Below are 25,427 nucleotides of genomic sequence, written 5' to 3'. Positions count from 1 at the left end.
GCGACCTTGACCTGTGTCAAATCCTGAGCTGCGGATCCGTCTATTTCAACGACGCCGCCTCGCTCACCAGCCAGCGGTAGAACGCGCGGGCAGAGGGGCGCATGACACCGGGACGGTAGACGAGGAAATAACCCTTCTTCCGCGTGTCTTCGAACAGCAGGCGCAGGCGACCGGACTGGATGTCGGGTTCCAGGAAGGCGCGGGCAGAGACGGCGACCCCCTGACCGGAGCGGGCGGCTTCCACCACGAGGTTGCCGGGCATGGAGGTAAGACCCCGCGCCTTGTTCAGAACCGCGCCGTTCTGCTCCAGGAAGTCCGAGGCTTCGTTGGTGCCAAGCTCCTGCAACCAGTGGAAATTCGTCAGGTCGGAGGGGGAGGCATAGTCGCTCGTGCCGACAAGGTCCGGAGAGGCGACGACGGCGATCGGGGTCTCGACAACCAGCTCGGCCTCCAGCCCCGGCCAGTTGCCGGACCCGTAGCGCAACGCCATGTCCAGCCCGCCCGGCTTGATGTCGCGCAGCTCGGGCGAGGGGTCGACCATCAGGGAGATGTCGGGGTGCTTCTGGCGGAACCGGGCGAGGCGCGGCATCAGCCACGCGGAGGCGAAGGTCGGTGTGGTCGAAATCTGCACGGGCCGTTCGGCGTCCTTGCCGGTCAGTTCCGCGGCGAGCCGGGCTATGGCGGAGAAGCCTTCCAGCGCGGTTTCGGCCAGCACCCGCCCTTCCGGCGTCAGCGCCCCGCCGCCCCGCGCCCGGTCAAGCAGGGAGAGGCCGAGGTGATCCTCCAGCCCCTTGATCTGCTGGCTGACCGCGGCGTGGGACACGTTCAGCCGCGCCCCAGCCTCTGTCATCGACCCGGTGTCGGCATAGGCGGCGAATGCGCGAAGCGCGGTAAGCGGGGGCAGGGCGGCCCAGTCCATGTCGTAAGTTCACCTTACATTGGGTCGGAATTCCTGATTAGCATCGCGTTCGGGAAAGGTCCATGTTTGTTGCATCAGGAAACGCCAAGGCAGGAGGTCCCCATGCTTGGTATCTATGCAAGAACTTTCATCACCGCCGCCCGGATGAACCAGCCGAAGGTCCGTTCCGTCGAAAAGCAGCCGCGCCGCTGGAACCCTGCCGGGCACTGGATCGATCCGCCCAAGGAATTCTGATGCGGGCTGCGGCCTAGCGCAGGCTGCGCCCCTTGAGGATCGCGTCGGGGCCGAACCGCTTGCGGATTTCATCCGTGGCACGTTCGGCGCGTCCCCGGCGTGCGGCATCCGGGTCGAGCAGGTCCCCCGAGGTACCCCCGTGGCCTTCGGGGACGAGGTCCGAGATGCCGACCCCGATCAGGCGATACGGGCCTTCGGGTCCCACGCCGTCGAACAGGCTCCGCGCGGTGCGGTAGATCACGTCTGCCAGCTGCGCGGGGTCGCGCACCGACACCCGGCGCGAGATGGTGGAGAAATCCGCGCGCTTCAGCTTCAGCACCACGACCCGCCCCGCCAGTGCCTTCGCCTTGGCGCGGTCCGCCACCTGTTCGGCCAGCCGCCAGATATGGCCGTCCAGCAGGTCCGCGTCGCCGGTATCCTCGTTGAAGGTCGTCTCCTTGGAGATCGACTTGACCGGCGCATGGGCCGACACCCGCCGCCGGTCCTGCCCGCGCGCGAGGTGGTAAAGCCGGTCGCCAAGCGACCCGAAGCGGGCGACCAGATCGGCGTGATCCCATCTCAGCAGGTCGGTGAAGGTGCGGATCCCGGCCTTTTCCAGCGTCGCCTGCGCCGCCGCACCGACGCCCCAGATCATACGGACGGGCTTGTCCCGCAGGAAAGCAGGGGTTTCGGCCTGTCCGATCACGGAAAACCCGTGCGGCTTGTCGAGGTCGGAGGCGACCTTGGCCAGAAACTTGTTGTGGCTCAGTCCGACCGACCCGGTCAGCCCCAGTTCGGTGCGCATCCGCCGCACCAGTCGCGCCAGCATGAAGGCCGGGGGGTGGCCGTGCAGGCGGGCGGTGCCGGTCAGGTCGATGAAGGCCTCGTCCAGCGACAGGGGCTCGATGGCCGGTGTCATCTCCTCCATCATGTCGCGGATGGCTTTCGACGCCTCCACATAGGCGGACATGCGGGGCTTGATGAAGACCGCCTCGGGGCAGAGCTTCAGCGCCTGGAACATCGGCATGGCCGAGCGCACGCCCCTGATCCGCGCGATGTAGCAGGCGGTCGACACCACTCCGCGCTTGCCGCCGCCGATGATGACGGGCTTGGTCGCAAGCGCCGGATTGTCCCGCTTCTCGACAGAGGCATAGAAGGCGTCGCAGTCCATATGCGCGATCGACAGGGAAAACAGTTCTTCATGCGCGATGCAGCGCGGGCTGCGGCAGGCCGGGCAGCGCAGCATGTCGCCGGCGCGGGCGGTGAAGATGGTCAGGCAGTCGCGGCAGAGGGCGTCCATGGGGGGGGTCCGGCAGGCGTCGCAATTGGTGCGCGGGACCAGTATAAGCCGCGGCATGGAGACAGACCACACCAGCTTCGGAGGCGCCAAGCTGATCCTGCTGATCGGCGGGCAGCTATTGGTGATCCGGCGGGACGACAGGCCGGACATCCTGTGGCCCGGGCACCTCGACTTTCCCGGCGGCGGGCGCGAGGGGGCGGAAACGGCAGAGGCCTGCGTTCTGCGCGAAACGGAGGAGGAGCTTGGCCTGCGGCTCTCGCCCGAGGATCTGGTCTGGCGTATGTGTGTGACCGGGTCGCGCGGCATGTCGGTTTTCTTCGCTGCGGAACTGGTCGCGGGGCACGACCAGCATATCGTCTTCGGCGACGAAGGGCAGGGCTGGGCGCTGATGTCCCCGGCCGACTATGCGGCGCACGCGCTGGCCATTCCGCACTTCGCCGACCGATTGGCCGATTTTCTGCATCACAGGGGCGGGCCCGACCAGACCAATTGATCCCCCGTCACCGGTGCCCCCTTGCATATGCGCACGAAAGGGAATTGTGTTGCGCGACAAGGTTCCTCAGCGCGCAGACACATCATGGATAACTGGGACGAAATCCGCACTGCCTTTCAGGTCGCCCGGCTTGGCACCGTTTCCGGAGCGGCGGAGGTGCTGGGCGTGCACCATGCCACCGTCATCCGCCATATCGACGCGCTTGAAGGGCGGCTTGGCGTAAAGCTGTTCCAGCGCCATGCGCGGGGTTACACGCCGACCGAAGCGGGGCAGGACCTCTTGCGCGTGGCGCAGGCGACGGACGACCAGTTCTCTCAGCTTTCGGGGCGCATCCGGGGGCGCGGCAGCGACGTGTCGGGTGAGCTTGTCGTAACCACCATCGGGGGGCTGTCGGAATTCATGGTGCCGGTCCTATCGCGATTCCAGCGCGACTATCCGGACGTGATCCTGCGCTACCTGACATCCGCCCGGCTGTTCCGGCTGGAATACGGCGAGGCCCATGTCGCGATCCGCGCCGGCAGCCCGCCAAGCCAGCCCGACAACGTGGTCCAGCCCTTCATGCGGCTGCAGTTCGCGATCTATGGCAGCAAGGATTACGTCGAGAAATACGGAATGCCGACGATCCCCACGGCGATGGAGGGGCACCGCTTCGTCGGCTCCGACGATCCGGCCAGCCGCGCGCCCTTCGCCCGCTGGATGCGCGACAACATCCCGGAACGGCAGGTGATCTTCCGCTCCGGCGACAACGAGGCGAACCGGCAGGCGATCATGGACGGTATCGGGCTCGGCTTCCTCAGGACCTTCGAATGCGGCAGCCGCGACCTCGTGCAAGTGCATCCGCCGCTTGCGGAATGGGACAGCCGGCTGTGGCTGGTCACACACATGGACCTGCACCGGACCAACAAGGTGCAGACCTTCCTGAAATACCTCAAGGAACACACGAAGCACCTGCGGAACGAAGAGGAATGACCGGGACAGGCTCTGCGGCCATGCGCGGTCACCTCGCGATGCTGCTGTTCTCCTGCCTCGTCGCGGGGTCCTTCTCGCTCGGCGTCCTGGCGGCGCCGCATATCGCGCCCGCGGCGCTGAACGCGGTGCGCTTCCTGATCGCGGCCTGCCTTGTCGGGGCGGCGGCGCTGGCGACGACGGGGATCCCGCGGTCGGCCTTCCGAGCTCCCTGGCGCTATGCGGTCATGGGTGGTGTTCTGTCATGCTACTTCGTGCTGATGTTCCACGGGCTGAAGACGGCCAACGCTGTCTCCGCCTCGGCGGTGTTCACCTTGGTGCCGGTGATGGCGGCGGGCTTCGGCTGGCTGCTGCTGCGCCAGATCACCACCCCGCGCATGGCGCTGGCGCTGACCATCGGCGCGGCGGGGGCGGTCTGGGTGATCTTCCGGGCCGATGTCGCCGCGCTGATGCGGTTCGAGATCGGGCGCGGCGAATGGATCTATTTCTGGGGCTGCGTGGCCCATGCGCTCTACACGCCGCTGGTACCCAAGCTGAACAGGGGAGAGCCGCCGATCGTCTTCACCTTCGGCATGCTCTGCGCGGCCTGTCTGCTGGTCGCGCTTTACGGAGCCTCGGACATCATGTCGACAGACTGGGCCGCGCTGCCGGGCATCGTCTGGGTGACGATCCTCTACGTGGCGGTGTTCGCGTCAGCCGTAACCTTCGTGCTGATGCAATACGCCTCGCTCCGCCTGCCCTCGGCGAAGGTGATGGCCTACACCTATCTCGTGCCAAGCTGGGTGATCCTGTGGGAAATCGCCAAGGGCAACGGGGTGCCGCCGGTTGCGGTGCTCGCGGGGGTGGCGATGACGGTGCTTTCGCTCTGGCTGCTGCTGAAAGAATAGGGGACCCCGGTCGTAATCACCCCGTCACGGAACCGGGCTACGGAACCGGACAGTATGACCGACATTGCCCTGATCCTTCGCATCGATGACCTGACCCCGCCGTTCGACGGGGCGCGGCTGGTCGTTCCGGCGGGGCTGGCCACGCCGCATGCCGCGCCGGTCGAAACGACCGTCACCGGCGCGCAGGTCTCCGTCGCGTCGGACCCGCTGAACGGCCAGCATGTGCTGGTTCTCGCTCCCGACAGCGATGCGGTGACGGTCGAGACGCGCTTTGTCGCGGGCGGGCCGGCCTATCCGGACACGATGTTCGTGCCGCGCGACAGCCGCTACACGCGCATGGCCGGCGACCTTCGTGACGACGCGCGCCGGATTTCGGCAGAGGCCGGGGGCGGGGCCGCGGGGCTGTCAACCCTGGTCCAGTCCTGCGCGGCGCTGTTCAGTTACGGCCACCCGGAGCAGCGGTTCTACGACGACACCGACGAGGTCCCGCAGATCTGCAGCCTGACCACCGGGTCCTGCGTCGACATCGACCTCTACCTCATCGCCCTGCTGCGCGGCGCGGGGTACGAGGCGGGCTATGTCACGGGCTACTTCATCCCCGAGGAAAAGCGCAGCCATGCAGTGGACGGACATTGCTGGGTCGTGACCCGGCATGACGGCGTCTGCCAGGAATGGGACATCGCCCACCACCTCAAGATGGGGCGGTCCCGGATCGAACCGGGGCTGAACCCGAAACCGGGCGTGCGCCTCCCCTTCGCGCATTCCATGGGGTGGAGCCTTCCGGCGCTCGGAGTCGTGGACACCCGGCTGATCATTCCGGCGGTCTGGCTGGGCGAGGGGCGTGCCCTCGTCACCGACGATGTGACCATCACTCTTCGCGGTTACGATCTTCTGGGCTGAATTCAGCCTCCAGAAATCGTTCGAACGCGTCGAGGTTCACCGGCTCGAACTGACCGAAGCCCTGCATCCAGACAGAGGCCGCCTTCATCGCGCCCGGCTCCAGCTTGCACCATTTGACCCGGCCGCGTTTCTCCTGCGCGATCAGACCGGCGCGGGTCAGGATGACGAGGTGCTTGGAGATCGCGGCCAGCGACATGTCGAACGGTTCGGCCACGTCGGTCACGGCCATGTCGTCCTCCAGCAGCATGGCGAGGATCGACCGGCGGGTCGGGTCGGCGAGGGCGGCGAAGACAGTGTCGAGAGGGTCGCTCATGCCGCTCATCTGGGGGCGGAACGCGCCGACGGTCAACCACGCGGTTAAGCTTTGCGCGGCGTCAGGGTTCAGATTCAACCATGAAGTTGAATATGCATCCACAGCCACGAAACGGCACATCCGCGTTTCGACCGCATGGGGGCGCCTACCTTCATCTTGCCAAAAATACTCAAAAAACAATGAGTTGACCCAATGAACGGTCGAAAAAGACTCGCCTTGACGAATGGCCCGTCCCCGCATACCAAACCGGGGACTTTTCCGAAGGGGAAGAAGGTGTCCGATCCCGATCCGAAGCGGCTTGCCGAACTCGAGGACAGGATCGCCGCGATGAAGAAGACGCAGGCGCCGAAACCCCGCGGGGACGAACACTATTCCGCGGCCAGTCAGGGCTGGCGGATGGTGATCGAACTCGTCGCCGGTCTCGGGATCGGCTTCGGCATCGGGTACGGGCTGGATGTGCTGTTTGGCACGCTGCCGATCCTGATGGTGATATTTACAATGCTGGGCCTGGCCGCGGGCATCAAGACGATGATGCGGACGGCGGCAGAGTTCGGCAAGGACCATGCGGCGGGCGACGGCCCGGCGGGACACGAAGGGGACCGGAATGGCGACTGAGACGGCAGCGGCGGATCATGGCGCAGAAGGCGGCGGGCTGGTCTTCCACCCGATGGACCAGTTCATCGTCAAGCCGCTGTTCGGCGAAGGCGAGGTCCACTGGTACACCATCACCAACGTGACGCTCTGGATGGCGCTGGCCGTTCTCGCGGTGTTTGCGCTGATGGTCATGATGACCTCGCGCCGCGCGACGATCCCGACCAAGGGCCAGTCGATTGCCGAAATGGCTTATGGCTTCGTCTACAAGATGGTCGAGGATGTCGCCGGCAAGGATGCCGTGCCCTTCTTTCCTTATGTCATGACGCTGTTCATGTTCATCGTCTTCGCCAACTTCCTCGGCCTGCTGCCGATGTCCTTCACCACGACCTCGCATTTCGCGGTGACGGTGGTTCTGGCGCTGGCTGTGTTCCTGACCGTGACGATCTACGGTTTCATGAAGAACGGCGCGCATTTCCTGAACTTGTTCTGGGTGTCCTCGGCCCCGCTGCCGCTGCGCCCGATCCTCGCGGTGATCGAGCTGATCTCGTACTTCGTGCGTCCGGTCAGCCACTCCATCCGTCTTGCCGGCAACGTCATGGCGGGCCACGCGGTGATCAAGGTCTTCGCGGGCTTTGCCGCCATCGCGATCATTTCTCCGGTCTCCATCGTCGCGATCACCGCGATGTACGGGCTGGAGGTCCTCGTGGCCTTCATCCAGGCCTACGTCTTCACCATTCTGACCTGTGTCTATCTCAAGGATGCGCTGCATCCGGGTCACTAAGGTCCGAACCTTCAATCGAAACTTTCCAGACATCGTAAGGAGATACATCATGGAAGGCGATCTCGCACACATCGGCGCAGGCCTCGCAGCAATCGGTTCCGGCGCTGCCGCAATCGGTGTGGGCAACGTGGCAGGCAACTTCCTCGCCGGCGCCCTGCGCAACCCCTCCGCGGCTGCCTCGCAGACCGCCACGCTCTTCATCGGCATCGCCTTCGCAGAAGCGCTCGGGATCTTCGCGTTCCTCGTCGCGCTGCTGCTGATGTTCGCCGTCTAAGACCAGCGATCAGCTCCTTACGCAGGGGCGGGGCTTTGCGGTCCCGCCCGATGCGTCCCCGGACGGAGGTTCCGTCCTGACCACCGGGAAAGACCGACCGACATTCACCCAGTCCGACGGAGGACGACATGGCCACATCTACCGGAGACGGGCTTGCCGATGCCACCGGCGTCGCGGAACACGGTGCCAGCGCGCCGGGCATGCCGCAGCTGAACTTCGACCACTGGGGCAACCAGATCTTCTGGCTGATCATCGCGCTCGCCGCGATCTACTTCATCCTGTCCCGCGTGGCCCTGCCGAGGATCGGTGCGGTTCTGGCCGAACGCGCCGGTACGATCACCAACGACATCGCCGCCGCCGAGGACCTGAAGCAGAAGGCCAAGGACGCCGAGGCCGCCTATGACAAGGCCCTCGCCGACGCGCGTGTGGAGGCGAACAAGATCGTCGCCGAGACCCGTGCCGAAATTCAGGCCGACCTCGACGCCGCGACCGCCAAGGCGGATGCGGAAATCGCCGCCAAGGCAGCCGAGGGCGAAAAGGCGATTGCGGCCATCAAGGCCGATGCGATCACCAATATCGAAACCGTCGCCAAGGACACCGCCGCCGCCATCGTCGCGGGGCTGGGTTTCTCGGCGGACGATGCGGCTGTCTCCAAGGCCGTGACCTCGCGGATGAAAGGCTGAGCCATGCGTATTGCCACCATCCTCGCCGCCCTGCTGGCCGCATCGCCCGCCGCCGCTGCGACCGGTCCCTTCTTCTCGCTGCACAACACCGATTTCATCGTGTTGCTGGCATTCATCCTGTTCGTGGTCGTGCTGATCTACTTCGGCGTGCCCGGGATGATCGGCGGCATGCTCGACAAGCGCGCGGACCAGATCAAGGCGGAGCTGGACGAAGCCAAGTCTCTGCGTGAAGAAGCACAGGCGCTGCTGGCCTCCTACGAGCGCAAGCATAAAGAGGTCCAGGCCCAGGCCGACCGCATCGTCGCCACCGCCAAGACCGAAGCGGCCGAAGCGGCCACGCAGGCGAAGAAGGACCTCGAGGTCTCCATCGCCCGCCGTCTTGCCGCCGCCGAAGACCAGATCGCCTCGGCCGAGGCCTCCGCGGTCAAGGAAGTGCGCGATCAGGCGGTCGTGATCGCCGTCGCCGCCGCGCGCGAGGTCATCGCCGGTCAGGTCAAGGCCGCCGATGCGAACAAGATGATCGATGACGCGATCGACACGGTGTCCGCCAAGCTGCACTGAGCCACGCTATTGTCTCACAAATGAGGCCCGGAGGACTCTTCCGGGCCTTTTGCGTCCTTCATGCTGCCGTAGGATCGGGGCGGACCTCCGCCTCTCCGATCAATGAGGCGTTGCGAGTCCGGATCTGCGCCGCGGCCTCGTCATACAGGAACGGCAGGAAGGCATAGCGCCGGCCATGTTCGACGCGGCTCACGCGGTGCAGGAGTGAACAGGAAAATACCACCGCCCCGCCTGCCGGCGCCTTGAAGCTGCGCGGGCCGTATTCCGGAAAGCTGACCTCTCCACCATCGAAATCGTCGTTGAGGTTGATCGAAACGGCGAAGCGCCGGTGCGCCGTCCCGGCGGTGGTGTTGTCGCGATGTGCGGCGAAATGGCCACCGTCCTCGGCGGCGTAACAGGCGACGATGTATCGTTCCATCCGGGTGACATGGAACTGGTGCGCCTTGGCGATCTGCGGAACGATGCGGCGGCGGATCCTGTCCTGCGCCGCCGAAATGAGGTCCTGATCGGACAGCACGCAATCCTTGCGGCTCTTGAAACTGTGGTCAGAGACGCCGACGGTCCGGCCGCCGACCTCGCGCATGAAGCCGCTGTCCTGGCCGCCTTGTGTGTCATAAACATGCATAAGCCTGTCGCACAGGTCAGGTTCGAAGACTCGGGGAAGATACAGGACAGGCGCCATGATCTCCTGTCCCGTGTGCACGTGCGGAGCGGGCAGTGCCGAAACGAGTTCGATAATGGCGGTCAGGTGGCGGCCTTCACTGTCGAAGGGCAGCGTGGCGATGATCCTGAGTTCCGGGTCGATGACCACCCATTGTTGCGTGTATCGGAGAGGGCCGGTCACCGGCTGTGCGGGGGCCGCGCCGTACAGGGTACTTGCACTGAAGTTGAAATCCCAGAAATGCCGAATTCCGGGAATACGGCTGGTCACCCGCTGCAGGCGCTGATCATCCGGGTCCACAGTGACACCGAAAAAGCTGGCATGGGTGTCGTTGAACAGGTCAGGCCGCGCCTGTACGGCGGCAAGAGCGGCAGCGGCTGCGGGATTGGTGGCACCGCCCAGGAAGCAGAGCACGAGATACCGACCAGCAGCGCTGGCAAGACGATATTTCTGGCTGGTGGTGGCATTCTGGACGAACATCGGCGCAGGATCGCCGGGCGACAGCCTGACGAGACGGGCAATGTCTGGGGTCATGTCAAACCGAAACAGGTGCCCAAACCGGCGCGGTCACGGCACGACACATTCAGCATACACCCGCATAGGACTTTTCGATGCTGACGTTTTTGTCATCAGACTGTTGTCAGAACTCCACCCCGATCTGCGCCTTGATGCCCGACCGGAAAGGGTGTTTCACCAGTTCCATCTCGGTCACCAGATCGGCCGCCTCGATCAGGTCGTCATGGGCGTTGCGACCGGTCAGGACGACGTGGGTCATCGGCGGCTTTTCCTCTTTCAAAAAGGCCACCACCTCTGCGATGTCGATGTAGTCATACCGCAGCGCGATGTTGATCTCGTCCAGCAGCACCATGCGGTTGGCGGGGTCGCGGATCAGGTCCTTTGCCCTGGACCAGGCGGCCTGCGCCATCTCCGTGTCGCGGGTGCGGTCCTGGGTTTCCCAGGTGAAGCCCTCGCCCATGGTGTGAAAGGCACAGATGTCCTGGAACCGGGACAGGATCAGGTCGCGCTCTCCGGTCGACATGCCGCCCTTGATGAACTGGACGACGGCGCACTGCATGTCGTGGGCAATGCAGCGAAAAATCATGCCGAAGGCGGCAGAGGACTTTCCCTTGCCCTTGCCGGTATGCACGATCACCAGCCCCTTCTCGTCGGTCTTGGTGGCCATGATCTTGTCCCGCGCGGCCTTTTTCTTGGCCATCTTGGCGGCGTGGCGGTCGGCATCGGTGGTCATGGCGCTCTCCTCGGACTGCGGTCTCAGGGGTAGCGTGACGGGGCAGGGCGGGCAAGGGGCGGTAAGGCTTCGTTAACCACGCAGCGGGCAGAGTGGCGCCATGCGAATCCCGGTACTCTTCACCGCCTGTCTGCTCCTCGCCGCCTGCGATGCGCCGACGCGCGGGTTCGGCGGGGCAGAGGTGTCGCGGCATGTGGTCGAAGGATCCTCCTTCACCGTTCACCTCAAGGGCGATCAGGCGCAGGCCGTGCGCACCAACCGCCAGTACGCCCCCCGGGTCGGGCCGCTCGCCGGGCGCGCGGCGATGGCGATGCAGCAGGCCAGCGGGTGCCGGGTCAGGCGCATCGCCGGCGATGCGGCGGTGCTGGTCGGGGCGCTGTCCTGCTCCGCCGCTGCGCATCCCGCCTGCGAGGTCGACGCGGTACTTGTCGGACGGCGCGGGCTGCGGGTTCCGGTCCGGCGGACCTGCCCCTGATCTTCATCTTGCCCAATAAATCCTGGGGGTGAGGCGCATCGCGCCGAGGGGGCAAAGCCCCCTTCGGGTCGCGGAAAACGACCGGTCATTTTCGCCAATCATGTTAATTGTTGACAAAAAATCCGGTCAATGTGACGGTCCCGGTGCGGCTCAAGTGCCGCGTGGGAGGAGAGTCATGGACAGCTCGGACGGGCTTGGGCAGCTGCGACAGCGGCGTGCGGAAGCTTTGGCCATGGGCGGGGAAGAGAAGGTCGCGCGGCACCATGCGCGCGGCAAGCTCGACGCCCGCACCCGGATCGACCGGCTCTGCGATGACGGAACATTCCGGGAGATCGGCAGCATCAGCGGCTCGGCCCGCTATGGCGAGGACGGCGCGCTCTTGTCGCTGTCGCCCGCGAACTTCATCTTCGGCCGTGCCCGGATCGACGGGCGGGACGTGGTTGTCACCGCCGACGACTTCACCGTACGGGGCGGGGCGGCCGATGCCTCGATCCGCGAGAAGGTCGTGCAGGCGGAGAAAATGGCGTGGAGCCTGCGCCTGCCGCTGGTCCGCCTGATCGACGGCACCGGAGGGTCGGTGCGCACGGTTGAAGCCATGGGGCGCACCTATGTCCCTGCCAACCCGGCCTGGGATTCGGTGATCCGCAACCTTGAAACGGTGCCGGTGGTGGCGCTGGTGCTGGGGTCTGTGGCGGGTATCGCCTCCGCCCGCGCGGTGTCTGCGCACCTGACGGTGATGACCCGGTCGACCTCGCACATGTTCATTGCCGGGCCGCCGGTGGTGAAGCGCATCGGGATCGACACGGACAAGGACCGGCTTGGCGGGCCGTCGGTGCATGAAAAGGCCGGCGCGGCGGATCTGGTGGTGGAGGACGAGGAAGCCGCCTTTGCCGCGGCGCGGACCTTCCTGTCCTACCTGCCCTCCTCGGTTGGGGAGGGGCTGCCGCGCGGCGCCGGGGCGCGGGTCGCGGCGGACGAAACCCTGCGCGACATTGTGCCCGCCGATCGCCGCCGCACCTACCGGATGCGCGACGTGCTGACCCGCACGATGGACCCGGGATCGGTGTTCGAGATGGCACCGAAGTTCGGCCGCGCCACGATCACCGCCTTCGCCCGTATCGACGGTTTTCCGGTTGCCGTGCTTGCCTCGGACCCGAACATATACGGTGGCGGATGGTCGGCGGATACCTGCGACAAGGTCGCGCGTTTCCTCGACCTTGCCGAAACCTTCCGTCTGCCGGTGGTGCATTTCGTCGACATCCCCGGCTTCATGATCGGGCCGGAGGCCGAGGCCGCCGGAACGATCCGCCGGGGCGCGCGGGCGATTGCCGCCGTCTACCGCGCCACGGTGCCGGTCATGTCGGTGCTGGTGCGCAAGTGCTTTGGCGTGGCGGGGGCGGCGCATATGAACCCGGAAGGGTTCCGGCACCGGGTGGCGTGGCCCTCGGGGGATTGGGGCTCCATCCCTCTGGAGGGCGGGATCGAGGCGGCCTACCGGGCCGAACTGGACGCCGCGCCGGACCGGGACGCCAAGATGGCCGAGATCACGGACCGGCTTGAGGCTTTGCGTTCCCCCTTCCGGACGGCGGAGGCCTTCGGTGTGGAGGAAATCATCGACCCGGCGGAGACCCGTGCGCATCTGGTGGACTTCATCCATCTCGCACAGCGTCGCAACCTGCGCGACGCCCCTGCCGTGAGGTACCGGCCATGAGCGCGCCCATACTCGACGTGCAGGACCTGTCGATCGGGTTCAGCGGGCGGCGCGGACAGCCCGCCCTGCCGATCGTGCGGGACGTGACCTTCCGGATCGGTCGCGGCGAGCGGGTCGGGCTGGTCGGGGAATCCGGCTGCGGCAAGTCGGTGACGGGCCTGTCGCTGATGCGGCTGCTGCCCGGCACGGCGCGGATCGGCGGGCGGATCACGCTGGACGGTGTCGACATGGCGCGCGCCTCCCGCAACGAAGTGCGGCGGATGCGCGGCAAGAAGATCGCGATGATCTTCCAGGAACCGATGAGCGCGCTGGACCCGGTCTTTACCGTCGGCGAACAGATCGCGGAGGCGCTGCGGCTTCATGAAACGCTGCCCCGCGCGGAGGAGCGCGCGCGGGTAATCGAGGCGCTGGCAGAGGTCGGGATTCCGGCCCCGGCCAAGCGGCATGACGAATATCCGCATCAGCTGTCGGGCGGGATGCGGCAGCGGGTGATGATCGCGATGGCCCTGATCAACCGTCCGGACCTCATCATCGCGGATGAACCGACCACCGCGCTGGACGTGACGATCCAGGCGCAGATCATGGAACTGCTCACCCGGCTGTCGGAGGAGACGGGGACGGCGCTGCTGTTCATCACCCATGACCTCGGCGTGGTGGCGGAGACCTGCCAGCGCATGATCACCATGTATGCCGGAGAGATCGTGGAGGACGCGCCGGTCGATGCCGCGCTGGTATCGCCGCTGCATCCCTATACCTCGGGCCTGTTGCGGTCGCTGCCGCATTTCAACAAGGAAAAGGGGCGGTTCGCCTATATCCCCGGCCGGGTTCCCGCTCCGCTGGCGATGCCCGAGGGGTGTCGGTTCGCGCCGCGCTGCCCGCATGCGGTGGAGGTCTGCGGTCGTCCGCAGGAGCTGCGCTTTGCCGGGGCGGAGCGTCGGGTGCGCTGTATCCGCGCCGATGAACTGTCGCTGGACGGGGCGGTGGCGGAGGTGCCCGCATGAGCCGTGCCGATGATGCCCCGGTGATCGAGGTCCGCGATCTCACCGTCCGTTTCCCCAGCCTCGACGGGACGGAGGAAGTGCGGGCGGTGGACGGCGTCAGTTTCGAGATCCGGCCCGGAGAGACCTTTGGCGTTATCGGTGAAAGCGGGTCGGGCAAATCGACCGTCGGGCGCACCCTGGTCGGGCTGCTGGACCCGACGAGCGGGAGCCTGACCTTCGACGGGGCCGACCGGGCGGGGATGTCGCGCGGCGACTGGCGAGTGGCGCGGCGGCGGTTCCAGATGATCTTTCAGGACCCGAACGCGGCGCTCAATCCGCGGATGACGATCCTTGACAGTCTGACCGAACCGATGCGCATCGCGGGCGGCCGCAGCAAGGCAGAAATGCGGGATACCGCCCTCACCGCGCTGGAAAAGGTCGGGCTGCGGCGCGACATGGCGCAGCGCTATCCGCACGAGCTTTCCGGCGGGCAGAAGCAGCGGGTGAACATCGCGCGTGTACTGCCGCTGGACCCCCGGCTGATCGTCTGCGACGAGGTGGTGGCGGCGCTGGACGTGTCGATCCGGGGCGAAATCCTGAACCTCTTCAAGGAATTGCAGGACAGCCTCGGCGTGGCCTACGCGTTTATCGCGCATGACATTTCGGTGGTGGCGCAGATCAGCGACCGGATCGCCGTGACCTATCTTGGCCAGTTCGTCGAACTGGGGCCGACAGAGGGCGTGATCGACGCGCCGCTGCATCCCTACACGATCGCGCTGCTCTCGGCGGAACCGCAGCCGCTGCCGGCCCATTTGCGCCACCGCCGTCGGATGGTGCTGGAGGGGGACATTCCAAGTCCGGTGAACCCGCCCTCCGGCTGCCGCTTTCACACCCGCTGCCCATGGGCGACGGAGATCTGCTCGACACAGGCGCCGGAGTGGCGCGAGGTCCGGCCGGATCACCGCGTCGCCTGCCATCATACCACCCCCGACGGCCCGCCCCCGCTGCCTGCGGACGGCGCGGTCCCCGCAACGTGAGAAGCCGGGGCAACCCGGCCGGAGGACGGCGAAAGCCAAGAAGACCTTGTGACGAATATTGGAGGATGACGTCATGACAAAACGACCCGAGGAAATCATCAACACGCTGCCCCCGCTGCGGCGACGCCAGGTGCTCGCGGGCATGGCGGGGGCCGCGGCCATCGGCCTGCTGCCGCGCGGGGCCTTTGCCCAGGACGGAAACGTGCTGCGGATCCGCGCCAATTCGAACCCGTCGAGCCTTGATCCCGCCACCGGCGGCGCGGGGTCGGACCACGTGTTCCTGTACAACTTCTACGACACGCTGGTGGACTGGGAACCCGAGACGCTGGCGCCGAAGCCGGGGCTGGCGGCGAGCTGGGACTTCACCGACCCGACGACGCTGGTACTGAAGCTGCAGGAGGGCGTGACCTTCCACGACGGATCGCCCTTCAACGCGGAGGCGGTGAAGTTCAACCTCGACCGCAACCGCACGGCGCAGCTGTCCAACATCAAGAAGGACCTCGCCAACGTGTCCGAGGTGCAGGCGACCGATGAGCTGACGGTAACGCTGACGCTGTCGGCGCCCGACACGGCGCTGCCGCTGATCCTGTCGGACCGCGCCGGCATGATGGTGTCGCCGCAGGCGCTGAACAACGATCCGGAGGCGAATGTGGACCGCGCGCCGGTCGGCACCGGGCCCTGGACCTTCACCGGCTGGACCGACAACGAGAAGGTGTCGGGCGAACGGTTCGCCGATCACTGGCGCGAAGGCATCCCCGGCGTCGACGGCATCGTCCTGAACGTCATCCCCGAGGCGGCAACGGGCCTGCGGGCGATCCAGTCCGGTCAGGTCGATCTGGCCTATCAGCTGGACGAACGGCAGCAGCAGCTGGTCGACAAGATGCCGAACCTGACGCTGGTGGCGGGGCCGACGCTCTATATCTATCAGGTCTACCTGAACTCGGCCCGCGGTCCGCTGCAGGATGTCCGGGTGCGGCGCGCCATGTCACTGGCCATCGACCGGGACGCCTATGTGCAGGTGACGCAGGCGGGGGTCGGCGAACCGGCCTACATGAACCTGCCCAAGGCGCACTGGGCCTGGTCCGAAGAGGCCGCCGCCGTCACGACCTTCGACGTGGATGCCGCGAAGAAGCTGATGGAGGAGGCCGGTTTCGCCGACGGGATCGAGCTCGACATGCGGGGGTATCCCGATCAGGGGTCGGTGCAGCGGCAGGAATTCCTGCTGGCGCAATGGGCCAAGATCGGCGTGAAGGGACGGTTCACCAATGCGCCGATCTCCGAAGCCTCGGGCCGGTTCTTCGGGGACGAGAAGGTGGGCGACCTGCTGATGTCGGCCTGGACCGGACGCCCCGACCCGAGCCTGACCTACGCGCTGATGTACGGGCAGACGTCCTACTACAATCCGGGCCGGGTCGCGCCGCCGGAAGGCTATGACGCCGCGCTTCAGAAAAGCCGGGAATCGAACGACCAGGCAGAACGGGCGGCGGCGCTGTCCACGGTGCAGAAGCTGGCGATGGAAGCCGCGCTCTGTATCCCGCTGTCGATCCGGTACGAGGTCGATGCGACCACGGACAGGGTGCAGAACTTCAAGGCGAACCTGCTTGGCAAGCCGAAGTTCCGCGACGTGACGCTCGGCTGAGCATCGTCTGAAACGGTCCGGGCGCAGGCGATGCGCCCGGACATGCGACCATCCAGGCAGGGGCCATGCTGAACCCACTACAGAAACGGATGCTGCGGCGGCGCATCGTGCAGGCGGTGCCGGTGCTGCTGCTTGCCACCTTTTCGGTCTTCATGCTGCTCAAGCTGTTGCCGGGGGACGTGGCGATCACGCTGGCGGGCGAGAACGCGACGACCGAGCGGATCGAGGAGATCCGGCGAATAAACGGGCTCGACCGGCCGCTGCTGGTGCAATACGGGCAATGGGCGCTGAACGCGGTGCAGGGTGACCTGTCGGAATCGCTGCTGTCGGGAGAGGAGGTCACGACCACGCTGGCCCGCGTCTTTCCCAACACGCTGTTCATCGTCTGCTACGCGATCTTGCTGTCCATCGTGATCGGGGTGCCGCTTGGCCTGCTGGCGGCGGCGCGGTCGGGCGGGCTGGCGGACCGGCTGGTGATGGTCGGATCCTCGGTCGGGGTGGCGCTGCCGAACTTCTGGATCGCGATGATCCTGGTGGTGGCGCTGGCGCTGAACCGGCAGATTTTCCCCGCCACCGGCTTCGTCTCCCCGTGGCAGGACCTGAGCGGTGCGATCTGGTATGCGACCCTGCCCGCCGTGGCGCTCGCCGCGTCCGGAGTGGCAGAGGTGTCGCGGCAGCTGCGCTCCTCGCTGGTCGAGGTGCTGGGGTCGCAGCATTTCCGCACGCTGCACGCCAAGGGCCTGCCGTTCCGGTCGATCCTGTGGCGGCACGGGCTGAAGAACGTCTCGGTCAACCTGCTGACGGTGATCTCGCTTCTGGTGAACCGGACGCTCGCCGCCACCGTGGTGGTGGAGGTCGTCTTCGCCGTGCCGGGCATGGGCAACACGATCGTCAACGCCACGCTGCAGCGCGATTTCCCCGTGGTGCAGGGGGCGGTGCTGGTCATGGTGCTGACCGTCATCACCGTGAACCTGATCACCGACATGCTCTACTCCGTGCTCGACCCGAGGATCAGCCAGCGATGAGCGACGCCGTGCAGTCCCCCCCGGTCGCCCAGATCGACCGCGACGGGTTTCTCACCCGGGTCCGCCACTGGCTGATCGACGATCCGGTCGCGGCCGTGGCGCTGGTCGCGCTGGCGGTCATCGTGGCCTGTGCCATCTTCGCGCCGTGGATCGCGCCGTTCGATCCGACGATGCAGGACTACAACTCCATGCTCGACGGGCCGTCGGCAGTGCATCTGCTTGGCACCGACGACCTTGGCCGCGACGTGTTCTCGCGGCTGATCTACGGGGCGCGGGCCTCGGTCTACGCGGCGTTCCTCGCCGTTGGCGTGGCTTCGCTGCTTGGCATTCCGATCGGGCTTATCGCGGGCTACGCCGGGGGCTGGGTGGACGAGGTCGTGAGCCGCATCATCGACACGTTCCTGTCCTTCCCGGCCATCGTACTGGCCATCGCGGTGACCGGGGTTCTCGGGATCGGGCTGACCAATGCCATGCTGTCGGTCGGAATCGTCTTTGCGCCGCAGCTGGCGCGGCTGGTGCGGGCGCGGGCGCTGGTGCTGAAGCAGGAGCTTTACGTCGACGCGGCACGGTGTTTCGGCGCGTCGACCTGGTCGATCCTCACGCGGCATATCCTGCCGAACGCGATCCAGCCGGTGCTGGTACAGATGACCCTGCTGATGGCCGTCGCGCTGCTGGCCGAGGCGTCGCTGTCCTTTCTCGGGCTCGGCACGCAGCCGCCCGATGCATCCTGGGGGTCGATGATCGCGCGGGCCTACCTGTATGCGCAGATCGCACCGGCCCAGATGTATGCGCCGGGGATCGCGATCCTCGTCACGGCGCTGGCCTTCAACACCGTGGGCGAGTCCCTGCGCGAGGCGCTGGACCCCACCTCGAGGAGACCGTGATGGCAGAGACCGAAATCAGAAGCGATATCGCGGGGCGGGTCTGGCAGATCCTGAAGGCCGAGGGCGAGGCGGTGGCGGCAGGAGAGCCGATCCTTGTCGTGGAGGCGATGAAGATGGAGATCCCGGTCGCGTCCGACGTGGCGGGCCGGGTGCTGCGGCTGCTGGTGAGTGAGGGCGAGGAGATCGCTGAGGATCAGGTCGTCGCGGTACTGGAGCCCGGATCATGACGCCGGCTGACCTGTTCGCCCGCATGACCGAAGGTAGCGACGTCGTGCGCGACGTCTTCGACCGGCACGTCGCGGCGCAGGGGGACAAGCTGTTCCTCTACCACGGGGACAGCGACACCCGGCTCAGCTATGCGGACGTCCGGGCGCGGACGGACCGGATGGCGGCGGGTCTGGCCGCGTTTGGTGTCGGGCCGGGGGATCACGTGTCGGTGCATGCGCGGGACGCGCTGGTTTCGGCGCTGGCGATGTTCGCGATCTGGCGCTGCGGGGCGGTGTTTGCCCCGGTGAACTACAACCTGCGCGGCGACTTCCTGCGTTACCAGATCCGGGACACCGCGCCGAAGGTGCTGATCGCGGATGCGGAGGGCGTGGCGCTTGTCCAGGACCATCGCGACGGGCTGCCGGAGTTCGTGCTGGCGGGACTGGGCGGCGATGTCGAAACGCTAAACGGGACCGGGGTGCCGCAGGTGGCGCTGGCGCATGACGATCCGGCGGCCATCATCTACACCTCAGGCACCACGGGGCCTGCGAAGGGGGTCAAGCTGGGGCATCGCTGGATCAACCAGTACTGTTTCAACGCGCGGATCCTGAACACCGGCGAGGATGTGTTTCACTGCGACCTGCCGCTTTACCATGTCGGCGGGGCGTTCAGCATCCTTGCGCGGGCGGCCTGGCTCGGGTCGTCGATCGGGATCTGGGACAGGTTCTCGGCCACGACCTTCTGGGACCGGATCGGGTCGGTCGGCGCCAGCTGCGCGACGCTCCTGGACGTGATGATCCCGCATATCCTGTCGCAGCCCGCGTCCGGAGACCGGCCGAACACGCTGAACAAGGTCCATATCCAGCCCTACACCACGCGGCATCATGAATTCGCGCGCCGCTTCGGCGTGGACTTCATGACCGTCGGTTTCGGGCAGACGGAGAGCGGGTCGATCTTCGGCGGCGTGCTGGACGAATTTCCGGACGGGCAGGGCACCCCGCCCGACCTGTGGAAAGGCCTGTCGCCGGAGAGTTACCGCGCCACCGCCCGCACCATCGGGCGCCCGGTCTTCGACGGACGGACCGATCTGCCCAAAGGAATGATGGGGGCGCCCTCGGGGCTGGTGGAGGTCGCTGCGCTGGACGAGGACGACATGCCGGTCGCGGCGGGGCAGGTCGGGCAGCTGTGCATCCGGCCGCGCTATCCTGCGATGATCCTGCAGGAATACATCAACAAGCCCGAGGCGACGCTCAAGGTGCTGAAGAACTGCTGGTTCCATACCGGCGACGCGGTGCGGCAGCTGCCCGACAGCGCGAACTACGTCTTCGTGGACCGCATGGGCGGCTTCTTCCGCGTTCGGGGGGAGAACGTGTCCAGCTTTGAGGTGGAAAGCGTCATGCTGCGCCATCCCGGCGTGCGGGCCGCCGCCGCCATTCCGGTGCCTGCGCAGGCGGGAGAGGAGGACGACATCGCCGTCTTCCTCGAACTCGAGGACGGTGCCCTACCGGACGAAGCCGCGGTGCGCGCCCATGCCGCGGCAGAGATGCCGCCCTACATGCGCCCGCGCCACATCCGTTTCATCACCGCCCTTCCGGTGACCCCCACCAACAAGATCGAGAAATACAAGCTGCGCGCCAGCCTGCTTGCCGAACTGGCCGACCCGGCCGAGAACAAGGAGACCGCGTCATGAGCGATCCGAGCGCCTATCTGGCCGATGTCGCCGCGCGCCAGGCAAAGGTCTGGCCCGCGCACCTGTCCCGCGAGGTGAGCTTTCCCCTGGGCGAAATCCCCCTCACCGCCCATGTCACGCACTGGGCCAGGACCACGCCGGACGCGCCGGCGGTGATCTACTACGGGACAGAACTGACCTGGGCAGACCTTGACGCGCAGTCCAACCGGTTCGCGCATCTGCTGGCGGCACGCGGGTTGGCAAGGGGGGACCGTGTGGCGGTGTTCATGCCGAACTGCCCGCAGTTCCACATCGCCTTCTACGGCATCCTCAAGGCGGGGGCGGTGCATGTGCCGGTGTCGCCTTTGTCGACGCCGGACGAACTCGCCTATGTGCTGAACGACACCGACGCCCGCGCCCTGCTGCTGGTCGACACGCTGCTGCCGGTGGCGCAGGCGGCGACCCCGGGTACGAAGGTCGAGGAAATCTTTTCGACCGCGCTGGCCGAGATGCTGCCGGCCGAGCCCGCCTTCAACCTGCCGGCGATGGTGGCGACCGCGCCGAAACCCTGTCCCGGCACCACGGCCTTCCTGCCTGCGCTGGCGGCGTTTCCCGCCGATCCGGTGGACCACGGTGACCTCGACAGCCCGGCGGCGCTGAACTACACGGGCGGCACAACGGGCATGCCCAAGGGCTGCATCCACACGCAGCGCGACATGGTGTTCACCGGCGCGGCGAACTGGTCGGTCACGACCAACCGGGCGAAGGGCGTCTCCCTGTCCTTCTTCCCTGAATTCTGGATCGCCGGAGAGAACACCGCTTTGGTCATGCCGCCGATGAACGGCGAACCGCTGGTGTTGCTGACAAGATGGGATCCGCTTGGCGTGCTGCAGGCGATCGAGCGGTATCGCGTGACGACAACGGCGCTGATCGTGGATGGCGCGGTCGAACTGATGAACCGTCCCGATTTCGGGGATTACGACCTGTCCTCGCTGGCCCGTGTGCGGGTGGTGAGCTTCGTGAAGAAGCTGGATACCGACATCCGCAAACGCTGGTTCGACCTGACCGGCACCGTGCTGGCCGAAGCTGCCTGGGGCATGACGGAAACACACACCTCAAACACCTTCACCACCGCGATGCAGGACGACGATTTCGATCTGAAACAGCAGCCCGTCTTTGTCGGCTTGCCGGTGCCGCAGACCGAATTCGTCATCCGCGATTTCGACACCGGGGCCATCGTGCCCCTGGGTGAGGAGGGGGAGATCACCGTGCGCACGCCCGCGATGCTCAAGGGCTACTGGCGGCGCGAGGCGGCCACGAAGGAGGCGATCCGCGACGGCTTCCTCCATACCGGCGACATCGGCGTGCTGGACGAGATGGGGTATCTTCATTACCTCGGCCGCCGGAAGGAGATGCTGAAGGTGCGCGGCATGTCCGTCTTCCCGGCAGAGGTCGAGGCCGTGCTGGGCAAGCATCCCGGCGTCCAGGGGTCGGGGGTCGTCGGGCGGGCCGATGCGCATGCGGGGCAGATCCCCGTCGCCTTCGTGCAGCCCGCCGATCCGGCCCTGACGGCCGAGGCGCTGACGCTCTGGCTTTCCGAAAAACTCTCGAAATACAAGATACCCGAAATACGGCTGGTCGAGGCGCTGCCGATGACCGCCACCGGCAAGGTGCGCAAGGCCGAGCTTCAGACCTGGGTGGAAGACAAGGAACAGATCGCGTGACCCTCAAGACCCTGCTTATCGCCAACCGGGGCGAGATCGCCCTGCGCATTGCCCGCACCGCTGCCGATGCGGGTGTGCGGACCGTCGCCGTGCATCCTGCCGATGACGCGCTGTCCCTGCACGTGCTGCGCGCCGACGCGGCCGAACAGCTGCCGGGTCACGGGGCGCGCGCCTATCTCGACGTGGAGGAGGTGGTTGCCGCCGCCCGCCGCGCCGGGGCCGATGCGGTGCATCCGGGCTACGGGTTCCTGAGCGAGAACGCGGGGTTCGCAGAGGCGGTCGAGGCGGCGGGCATGGTCTTTGTCGGGCCGACGCCGGCGTCTCTGTCGCTGTACGGGGACAAGGTCGCGGCGCGCAAGCTGGCGCAGGAGTGCAACGTGCCGGTGGTGCCGGGCACGCCCGATCCGGTGGACGGTGCGGCTGCGGCGGCCTTTTTCGCTGACCTGCCAGCTGGCGCGGCGATGATCGTCAAGGCGGTCGCCGGCGGCGGCGGGCGCGGCATGCGCGTGGTGCGCAGCGCGGAGGAGGCGGAGACCGCCGTCGCCGCCGCCCGGCGCGAGGCGGAGGCGGCGTTCGGCAACGGCGACGTCTATGTCGAACGCTTTATCGAAAGCGCCCGGCATATCGAGGTGCAGATCCTCGGCGACGGGCAGGGCGGCATTGCCGTGCTGGGCGAACGTGACTGCACGCTTCAGCGCCGCCACCAGAAGGTGATCGAGATCGCCCCCGCCCCCTTCCTTGACGACGCCATCCGGCAGAGCCTGCACGACCATGCGCGGACGCTGGCGGCGGCGGGCAATTACCGCAGCCTCGGCACCTTCGAATTCCTGATGGACACCGCGACGGGCGAGGTCTTTTTCATCGAGGCAAATCCCCGCATCCAGGTCGAACACACGATCACGGAGGCGATCTTCGACATTGATCTCGTGGCGCTTCAGCTGCGCATCGCGCAGGGCGCCGCGCTGGCCGACCTTTCGCTGCCCGCCACGCCGCGCGGGGCGGCGATCCAGTCGCGGGTGAACATGGAAAAGATCGGCGCGGACGGATCCATCCGCCCCTCTGGCGGGACGCTGGCCGCCTATGATCCGCCAGCCGGGCCGGGGATCCGGGTCGACGGGTTCGGCTATTCCGGCTACCGGACCTCGACGTCTTATGACTCCCTGCTGGCGAAGGTGATCGCACGCGGGGACGACTATCCGGCGGCGCTGGCCCGCAGCCTGCGCGCGCTGGCCGAATTCCGTATCGACGGATTCGACACCAACCTGCCGTGGCTGCGCGCGCTGCTCGACCGGGCGGAGATGGGCGACTATGCCGTCACCACCCGGTTCATCGAGGCGCAGGCAGAGGGGCTGGCGGCCGCCGCCACAGCCATGCCGCGCGCAGGGTTCGGGACGGCGGCTGAAACGGCCGAGGAGACGCAGGTCGCCAAGGTCCCCGCCGGAGAGACGCCGGTGCCCGCGCCGATGCAGGCCACGGTGGTGGACATCCGGGTGGCGGAGGGCGATCTGGTCGCCAAGGGGCAGGTCATCGCCCTGCTCGAAGCCATGAAGATGGAGCATACGATCGAAGCCCCGGCCTCGGGACGCATCGGCGCGGTGCTTGCAGAACCGGGTCAGACGCTGATGCCGGACGCGCCGATCCTGTCGATCCAGCCCGGCGACGGACCGGATGCAGCAGCGGAGGCGGAGGCGGAGGTCGATCTCGACGCGATCCGCCCGGACCTGCAGGAACTGATCGACCGGCTCGCCCTTGGCCGTGACGCCGCCCGGCCGGAGGCCGTGGCCAAGCGCCGTGCCCGCAACCAGCGTACGGCACAGGAGAACCTCGCCGATCTTTGCGACGAGGGCACGTTCAATGCCTATGGCGAGCTGGCGATTGCCGCACAGTCCCGCCGCCGCAGCCTGGAGGACCTTGTGCGCAACACCTCGGGCGACGGCATCCTGACCGGGACCGGCAGCGTGAATGGTGCCTTGTTCGACGAGGACCGGGCCCGAAGCGCCTTTGCGCTTGGCGACTACACCGTGCTGGCGGGGACGCAGGGGCAGCGGCATCACCGCAAGCTGGACCGGATCTTCAGCCTCGCCGGGGACAACAACCTGCCGCTGATCTTCTTTGCCGAAGGCGGCGGCGGACGGCCGGGGGATACCGACCGGGCGACGGTCTCGGGGCTGGACGGACACAGCTTTTCCGCCTTTGCCGCGCTGTCCGGCCGGGTGCCCGTGGTCGGCGTGGTGGCCGGGCGCTGTTTTGCCGGGAACGCGGCCCTGCTCGGTTGCTGCGATGTCATCATCGCGACGGAGGACAGCAATATCGGCATGGCTGGTCCGGCGATGATCGAGGGCGGCGGGCTTGGCGTCTACCGGCCCGAGGATATCGGCCCGATCGACGTGCAGGTGGCCAACGGTGTCGTCGACATTCGTGTGAAGGACGAGGCGGAGGCCTGCGCCGTCGCCAAGCAGTATCTGTCGTATTTCCAAGGGTCTCTGAAGGACTGGACCGTGCCCGATCAGCGACTGTTGCGGCGGGCGATCCCGGAAAACCGCCTTCGGGTCTACGAGGTGCGCGACGTGATCCATGGCCTCGCCGACGAGGGGTCGGTGCTGGAACTGCGGCAGGGCTGGGGCCCCGGCATGGTGACGGCGCTGATCCGGATCGAAGGCAAGCCGTACGGCCTGATCGCGAACAACCCCAAGCATCTGGGCGGGGCCATAGACGCGGATGCGGCGGACAAGGCGTCGCGTTTCCTGCAGCTTTGCAACGCGCATGGCCTGCCTGTCATATCGCTCTGCGACACGCCGGGCTTCATGGTGGGGCCGGAGGCGGAGAAGACCGCGCTGGTGCGTCATGTCTGCCGGATGTTCGTCACCGGCGCCTCTGTCACCGTGCCGATCTATGCGGTGGTGCTGCGCAAGGGCTACGGGCTTGGTGCGATGGCCATGGTCGCCGGCGGGTTCAAGGAGGCGGCGCTCACCGTCGCCTGGCCGACCGGGGAATTCGGCGGCATGGGGCTTGAAGGCGCGGTGCGGCTTGGCTACCGCAAGGAGCTGGACGCGGAGACCGATCCGGACCGCAAGCAGGCGCTTTACGAAAAGCTGCTCGCCAACTTCTACGAGACGGGCAAAGCGGTGAACTACGCCGTCGCGACCGAGATCGACGCGGTCATCGACCCGCTCGAGACCCGGCGCTGGCTGGTTAACGCGGCCCGCCCGACCGGTCCGCGCGAGAGGGGGATGCGCGGTTTCGTGGATACATGGTAGAACGGCTCCGCCCGGCGAAGGGGCA

The 25,427-nt window shown here is 66.9% G+C and carries 26 protein-coding genes; 21 read left to right on the top strand and 5 right to left on the bottom strand.

Going from position 1 to position 25,427, the window contains the following annotated elements:
- Positions 1-40: 40 nt before the first annotated feature.
- A complete protein-coding gene (locus IEV87_RS15955; RefSeq protein ID WP_188478821.1) occupies positions 41-919 on the bottom strand; it encodes a LysR family transcriptional regulator in 879 nt (292 codons plus the stop codon).
- Between the two features lie 102 nt (positions 920-1,021).
- Here IEV87_RS15955 and IEV87_RS23000 point away from each other — a divergent pair, with 102 nt between their 5' ends.
- Positions 1,022-1,153, top strand: coding sequence for a hypothetical protein (locus IEV87_RS23000; protein ID WP_269902652.1), 132 nt, complete (start codon positions 1,022-1,024; stop codon positions 1,151-1,153).
- Between the two features lie 13 nt (positions 1,154-1,166).
- Here IEV87_RS23000 and IEV87_RS15950 read toward each other — a convergent pair whose 3' ends face one another.
- Complete coding sequence (locus IEV87_RS15950) at positions 1,167-2,432, bottom strand: DNA polymerase IV (RefSeq protein WP_188478820.1); 1,266 nt, start codon at positions 2,430-2,432, stop codon at positions 1,167-1,169.
- A gap of 55 nt (positions 2,433-2,487) precedes the next feature.
- On the opposite strand from IEV87_RS15950, the gene IEV87_RS15945 reads away from it, so the two are divergent.
- The 4 genes from IEV87_RS15945 (at position 2,488) to IEV87_RS15930 (ending at position 5,678) form a co-directional block, all read left to right on the top strand.
- On the top strand, positions 2,488-2,925 hold the full coding sequence (locus IEV87_RS15945; RefSeq protein WP_188478819.1) for an NUDIX domain-containing protein: 438 nt from the start codon (positions 2,488-2,490) through the stop codon (positions 2,923-2,925).
- Positions 2,926-3,009: 84 nt separating this feature from the next.
- The gene (locus IEV87_RS15940; RefSeq protein ID WP_188478818.1) at positions 3,010-3,894 is read left to right on the top strand and encodes a LysR family transcriptional regulator; all 885 of its coding nucleotides are present in this window, start codon (positions 3,010-3,012) and stop codon (positions 3,892-3,894) included.
- Positions 3,891-4,778 (top strand): DMT family transporter, encoded by an 888-nt coding sequence (locus tag IEV87_RS15935; RefSeq protein WP_229737657.1) that lies wholly within the window; start codon positions 3,891-3,893, stop codon positions 4,776-4,778. Before IEV87_RS15940 ends, IEV87_RS15935 begins: the two co-directional genes overlap by 4 nt.
- Before the next feature lie 54 nt (positions 4,779-4,832).
- Complete coding sequence (locus tag IEV87_RS15930) at positions 4,833-5,678, top strand: transglutaminase-like domain-containing protein (protein ID WP_188478817.1); 846 nt, start codon at positions 4,833-4,835, stop codon at positions 5,676-5,678.
- Here IEV87_RS15930 and IEV87_RS15925 read toward each other — a convergent pair.
- Positions 5,647-5,991, bottom strand: coding sequence for an ArsR/SmtB family transcription factor (locus IEV87_RS15925; protein WP_188478816.1), 345 nt, complete (start codon positions 5,989-5,991; stop codon positions 5,647-5,649). The genes IEV87_RS15930 and IEV87_RS15925 overlap by 32 nt on opposite strands.
- A 273-nt stretch (positions 5,992-6,264) precedes the next feature.
- Here IEV87_RS15925 and IEV87_RS15920 point away from each other — a divergent pair, with 273 nt between their 5' ends.
- From IEV87_RS15920 to IEV87_RS15900, 5 genes are all read left to right on the top strand, one after another.
- Positions 6,265-6,606, top strand: a complete 342-nt coding sequence (locus IEV87_RS15920; RefSeq protein WP_188478815.1) for an AtpZ/AtpI family protein — start codon at positions 6,265-6,267, stop codon at positions 6,604-6,606.
- Entirely contained in the window at positions 6,596-7,366 is a 771-nt protein-coding gene (locus IEV87_RS15915; protein WP_188478814.1) for a F0F1 ATP synthase subunit A, read from the top strand. Before IEV87_RS15920 ends, IEV87_RS15915 begins: the two co-directional genes overlap by 11 nt.
- Positions 7,367-7,415: 49 nt before the next feature.
- Positions 7,416-7,640 (top strand): F0F1 ATP synthase subunit C, encoded by a 225-nt coding sequence (locus IEV87_RS15910; protein WP_011048925.1) that lies wholly within the window; start codon positions 7,416-7,418, stop codon positions 7,638-7,640.
- A 128-nt stretch (positions 7,641-7,768) separates the two neighbouring features.
- Positions 7,769-8,323 carry a F0F1 ATP synthase subunit B' gene (locus IEV87_RS15905; RefSeq protein ID WP_188478813.1) on the top strand — a complete coding sequence of 185 codons (555 nt, stop codon included), beginning with the start codon at positions 7,769-7,771 and terminating at the stop codon, positions 8,321-8,323.
- A gap of 3 nt (positions 8,324-8,326) precedes the next feature.
- A complete protein-coding gene (locus tag IEV87_RS15900; RefSeq protein WP_188478812.1) occupies positions 8,327-8,884 on the top strand; it encodes a F0F1 ATP synthase subunit B in 558 nt (185 codons plus the stop codon).
- A gap of 58 nt (positions 8,885-8,942) precedes the next feature.
- Here the strand turns inward: IEV87_RS15900 and IEV87_RS15895 are convergent, their stop codons facing one another.
- Together IEV87_RS15895 and cobO are read right to left on the bottom strand one after the other, a co-directional pair.
- Positions 8,943-10,079 (bottom strand): 2OG-Fe(II) oxygenase family protein, encoded by a 1,137-nt coding sequence (locus tag IEV87_RS15895; protein WP_188478811.1) that lies wholly within the window; start codon positions 10,077-10,079, stop codon positions 8,943-8,945.
- A gap of 106 nt (positions 10,080-10,185) precedes the next feature.
- Positions 10,186-10,794, bottom strand: coding sequence for a cob(I)yrinic acid a,c-diamide adenosyltransferase (gene cobO, locus IEV87_RS15890; RefSeq protein WP_188478810.1), 609 nt, complete (start codon positions 10,792-10,794; stop codon positions 10,186-10,188).
- A 100-nt stretch (positions 10,795-10,894) separates the two neighbouring features.
- Between cobO and IEV87_RS15885 the strand changes: the two genes are divergently transcribed.
- The 11 genes from IEV87_RS15885 to IEV87_RS15835 all read left to right on the top strand — a co-directional run bounded on the left by IEV87_RS15885 (position 10,895) and on the right by IEV87_RS15835 (position 25,402).
- Positions 10,895-11,269: a hypothetical protein gene (locus IEV87_RS15885; RefSeq protein WP_188478809.1), complete on the top strand. Its 375-nt coding sequence runs from the start codon at positions 10,895-10,897 to the stop codon at positions 11,267-11,269.
- 175 nt (positions 11,270-11,444) lie between these two features.
- On the top strand, positions 11,445-12,980 hold the full coding sequence (locus IEV87_RS15880; RefSeq protein WP_188478808.1) for an acyl-CoA carboxylase subunit beta: 1,536 nt from the start codon (positions 11,445-11,447) through the stop codon (positions 12,978-12,980).
- Positions 12,977-13,981 carry an ABC transporter ATP-binding protein gene (locus IEV87_RS15875; RefSeq protein WP_188478807.1) on the top strand — a complete coding sequence of 335 codons (1,005 nt, stop codon included), beginning with the start codon at positions 12,977-12,979 and terminating at the stop codon, positions 13,979-13,981. Before IEV87_RS15880 ends, IEV87_RS15875 begins: the two co-directional genes overlap by 4 nt.
- Complete coding sequence (locus IEV87_RS15870; protein ID WP_188478806.1) at positions 13,978-14,997, top strand: ABC transporter ATP-binding protein; 1,020 nt, start codon at positions 13,978-13,980, stop codon at positions 14,995-14,997. Before IEV87_RS15875 ends, IEV87_RS15870 begins: the two co-directional genes overlap by 4 nt.
- A gap of 73 nt (positions 14,998-15,070) precedes the next feature.
- A complete protein-coding gene (locus IEV87_RS15865; RefSeq protein ID WP_188478805.1) occupies positions 15,071-16,636 on the top strand; it encodes an ABC transporter substrate-binding protein in 1,566 nt (521 codons plus the stop codon).
- A 65-nt stretch (positions 16,637-16,701) separates the two neighbouring features.
- On the top strand, positions 16,702-17,661 hold the full coding sequence (locus tag IEV87_RS15860) for an ABC transporter permease (RefSeq protein WP_188478804.1): 960 nt from the start codon (positions 16,702-16,704) through the stop codon (positions 17,659-17,661).
- The gene (locus IEV87_RS15855; protein ID WP_188478803.1) at positions 17,658-18,545 is read left to right on the top strand and encodes an ABC transporter permease; all 888 of its coding nucleotides are present in this window, start codon (positions 17,658-17,660) and stop codon (positions 18,543-18,545) included. Before IEV87_RS15860 ends, IEV87_RS15855 begins: the two co-directional genes overlap by 4 nt.
- A complete protein-coding gene (locus IEV87_RS15850; RefSeq protein ID WP_188478802.1) occupies positions 18,545-18,772 on the top strand; it encodes an acetyl-CoA carboxylase biotin carboxyl carrier protein subunit in 228 nt (75 codons plus the stop codon). The genes IEV87_RS15855 and IEV87_RS15850 overlap by 1 nt, the downstream gene beginning before the upstream one ends.
- On the top strand, positions 18,769-20,442 hold the full coding sequence (locus IEV87_RS15845; protein ID WP_188478801.1) for an AMP-binding protein: 1,674 nt from the start codon (positions 18,769-18,771) through the stop codon (positions 20,440-20,442). Before IEV87_RS15850 ends, IEV87_RS15845 begins: the two co-directional genes overlap by 4 nt.
- Entirely contained in the window at positions 20,439-22,145 is a 1,707-nt protein-coding gene (locus tag IEV87_RS15840; RefSeq protein ID WP_188478800.1) for an AMP-binding protein, read from the top strand. The genes IEV87_RS15845 and IEV87_RS15840 overlap by 4 nt, the downstream gene beginning before the upstream one ends.
- Positions 22,142-25,402 carry an acetyl-CoA carboxylase family protein gene (locus IEV87_RS15835; protein ID WP_188478799.1) on the top strand — a complete coding sequence of 1,087 codons (3,261 nt, stop codon included), beginning with the start codon at positions 22,142-22,144 and terminating at the stop codon, positions 25,400-25,402. Before IEV87_RS15840 ends, IEV87_RS15835 begins: the two co-directional genes overlap by 4 nt.
- Positions 25,403-25,427: the final 25 nt, after the last annotated feature.

Origin of the sequence: Primorskyibacter flagellatus (genome assembly GCF_014638275.1) — a bacterium.
In the GTDB taxonomy this organism is placed as follows: Bacteria; Pseudomonadota; Alphaproteobacteria; order Rhodobacterales; family Rhodobacteraceae; genus Pseudooceanicola; species Pseudooceanicola flagellatus_A.
Note: the sequence above shows the minus strand (reverse complement) of the source record. Positions and strands in the feature narration are given on the sequence as shown.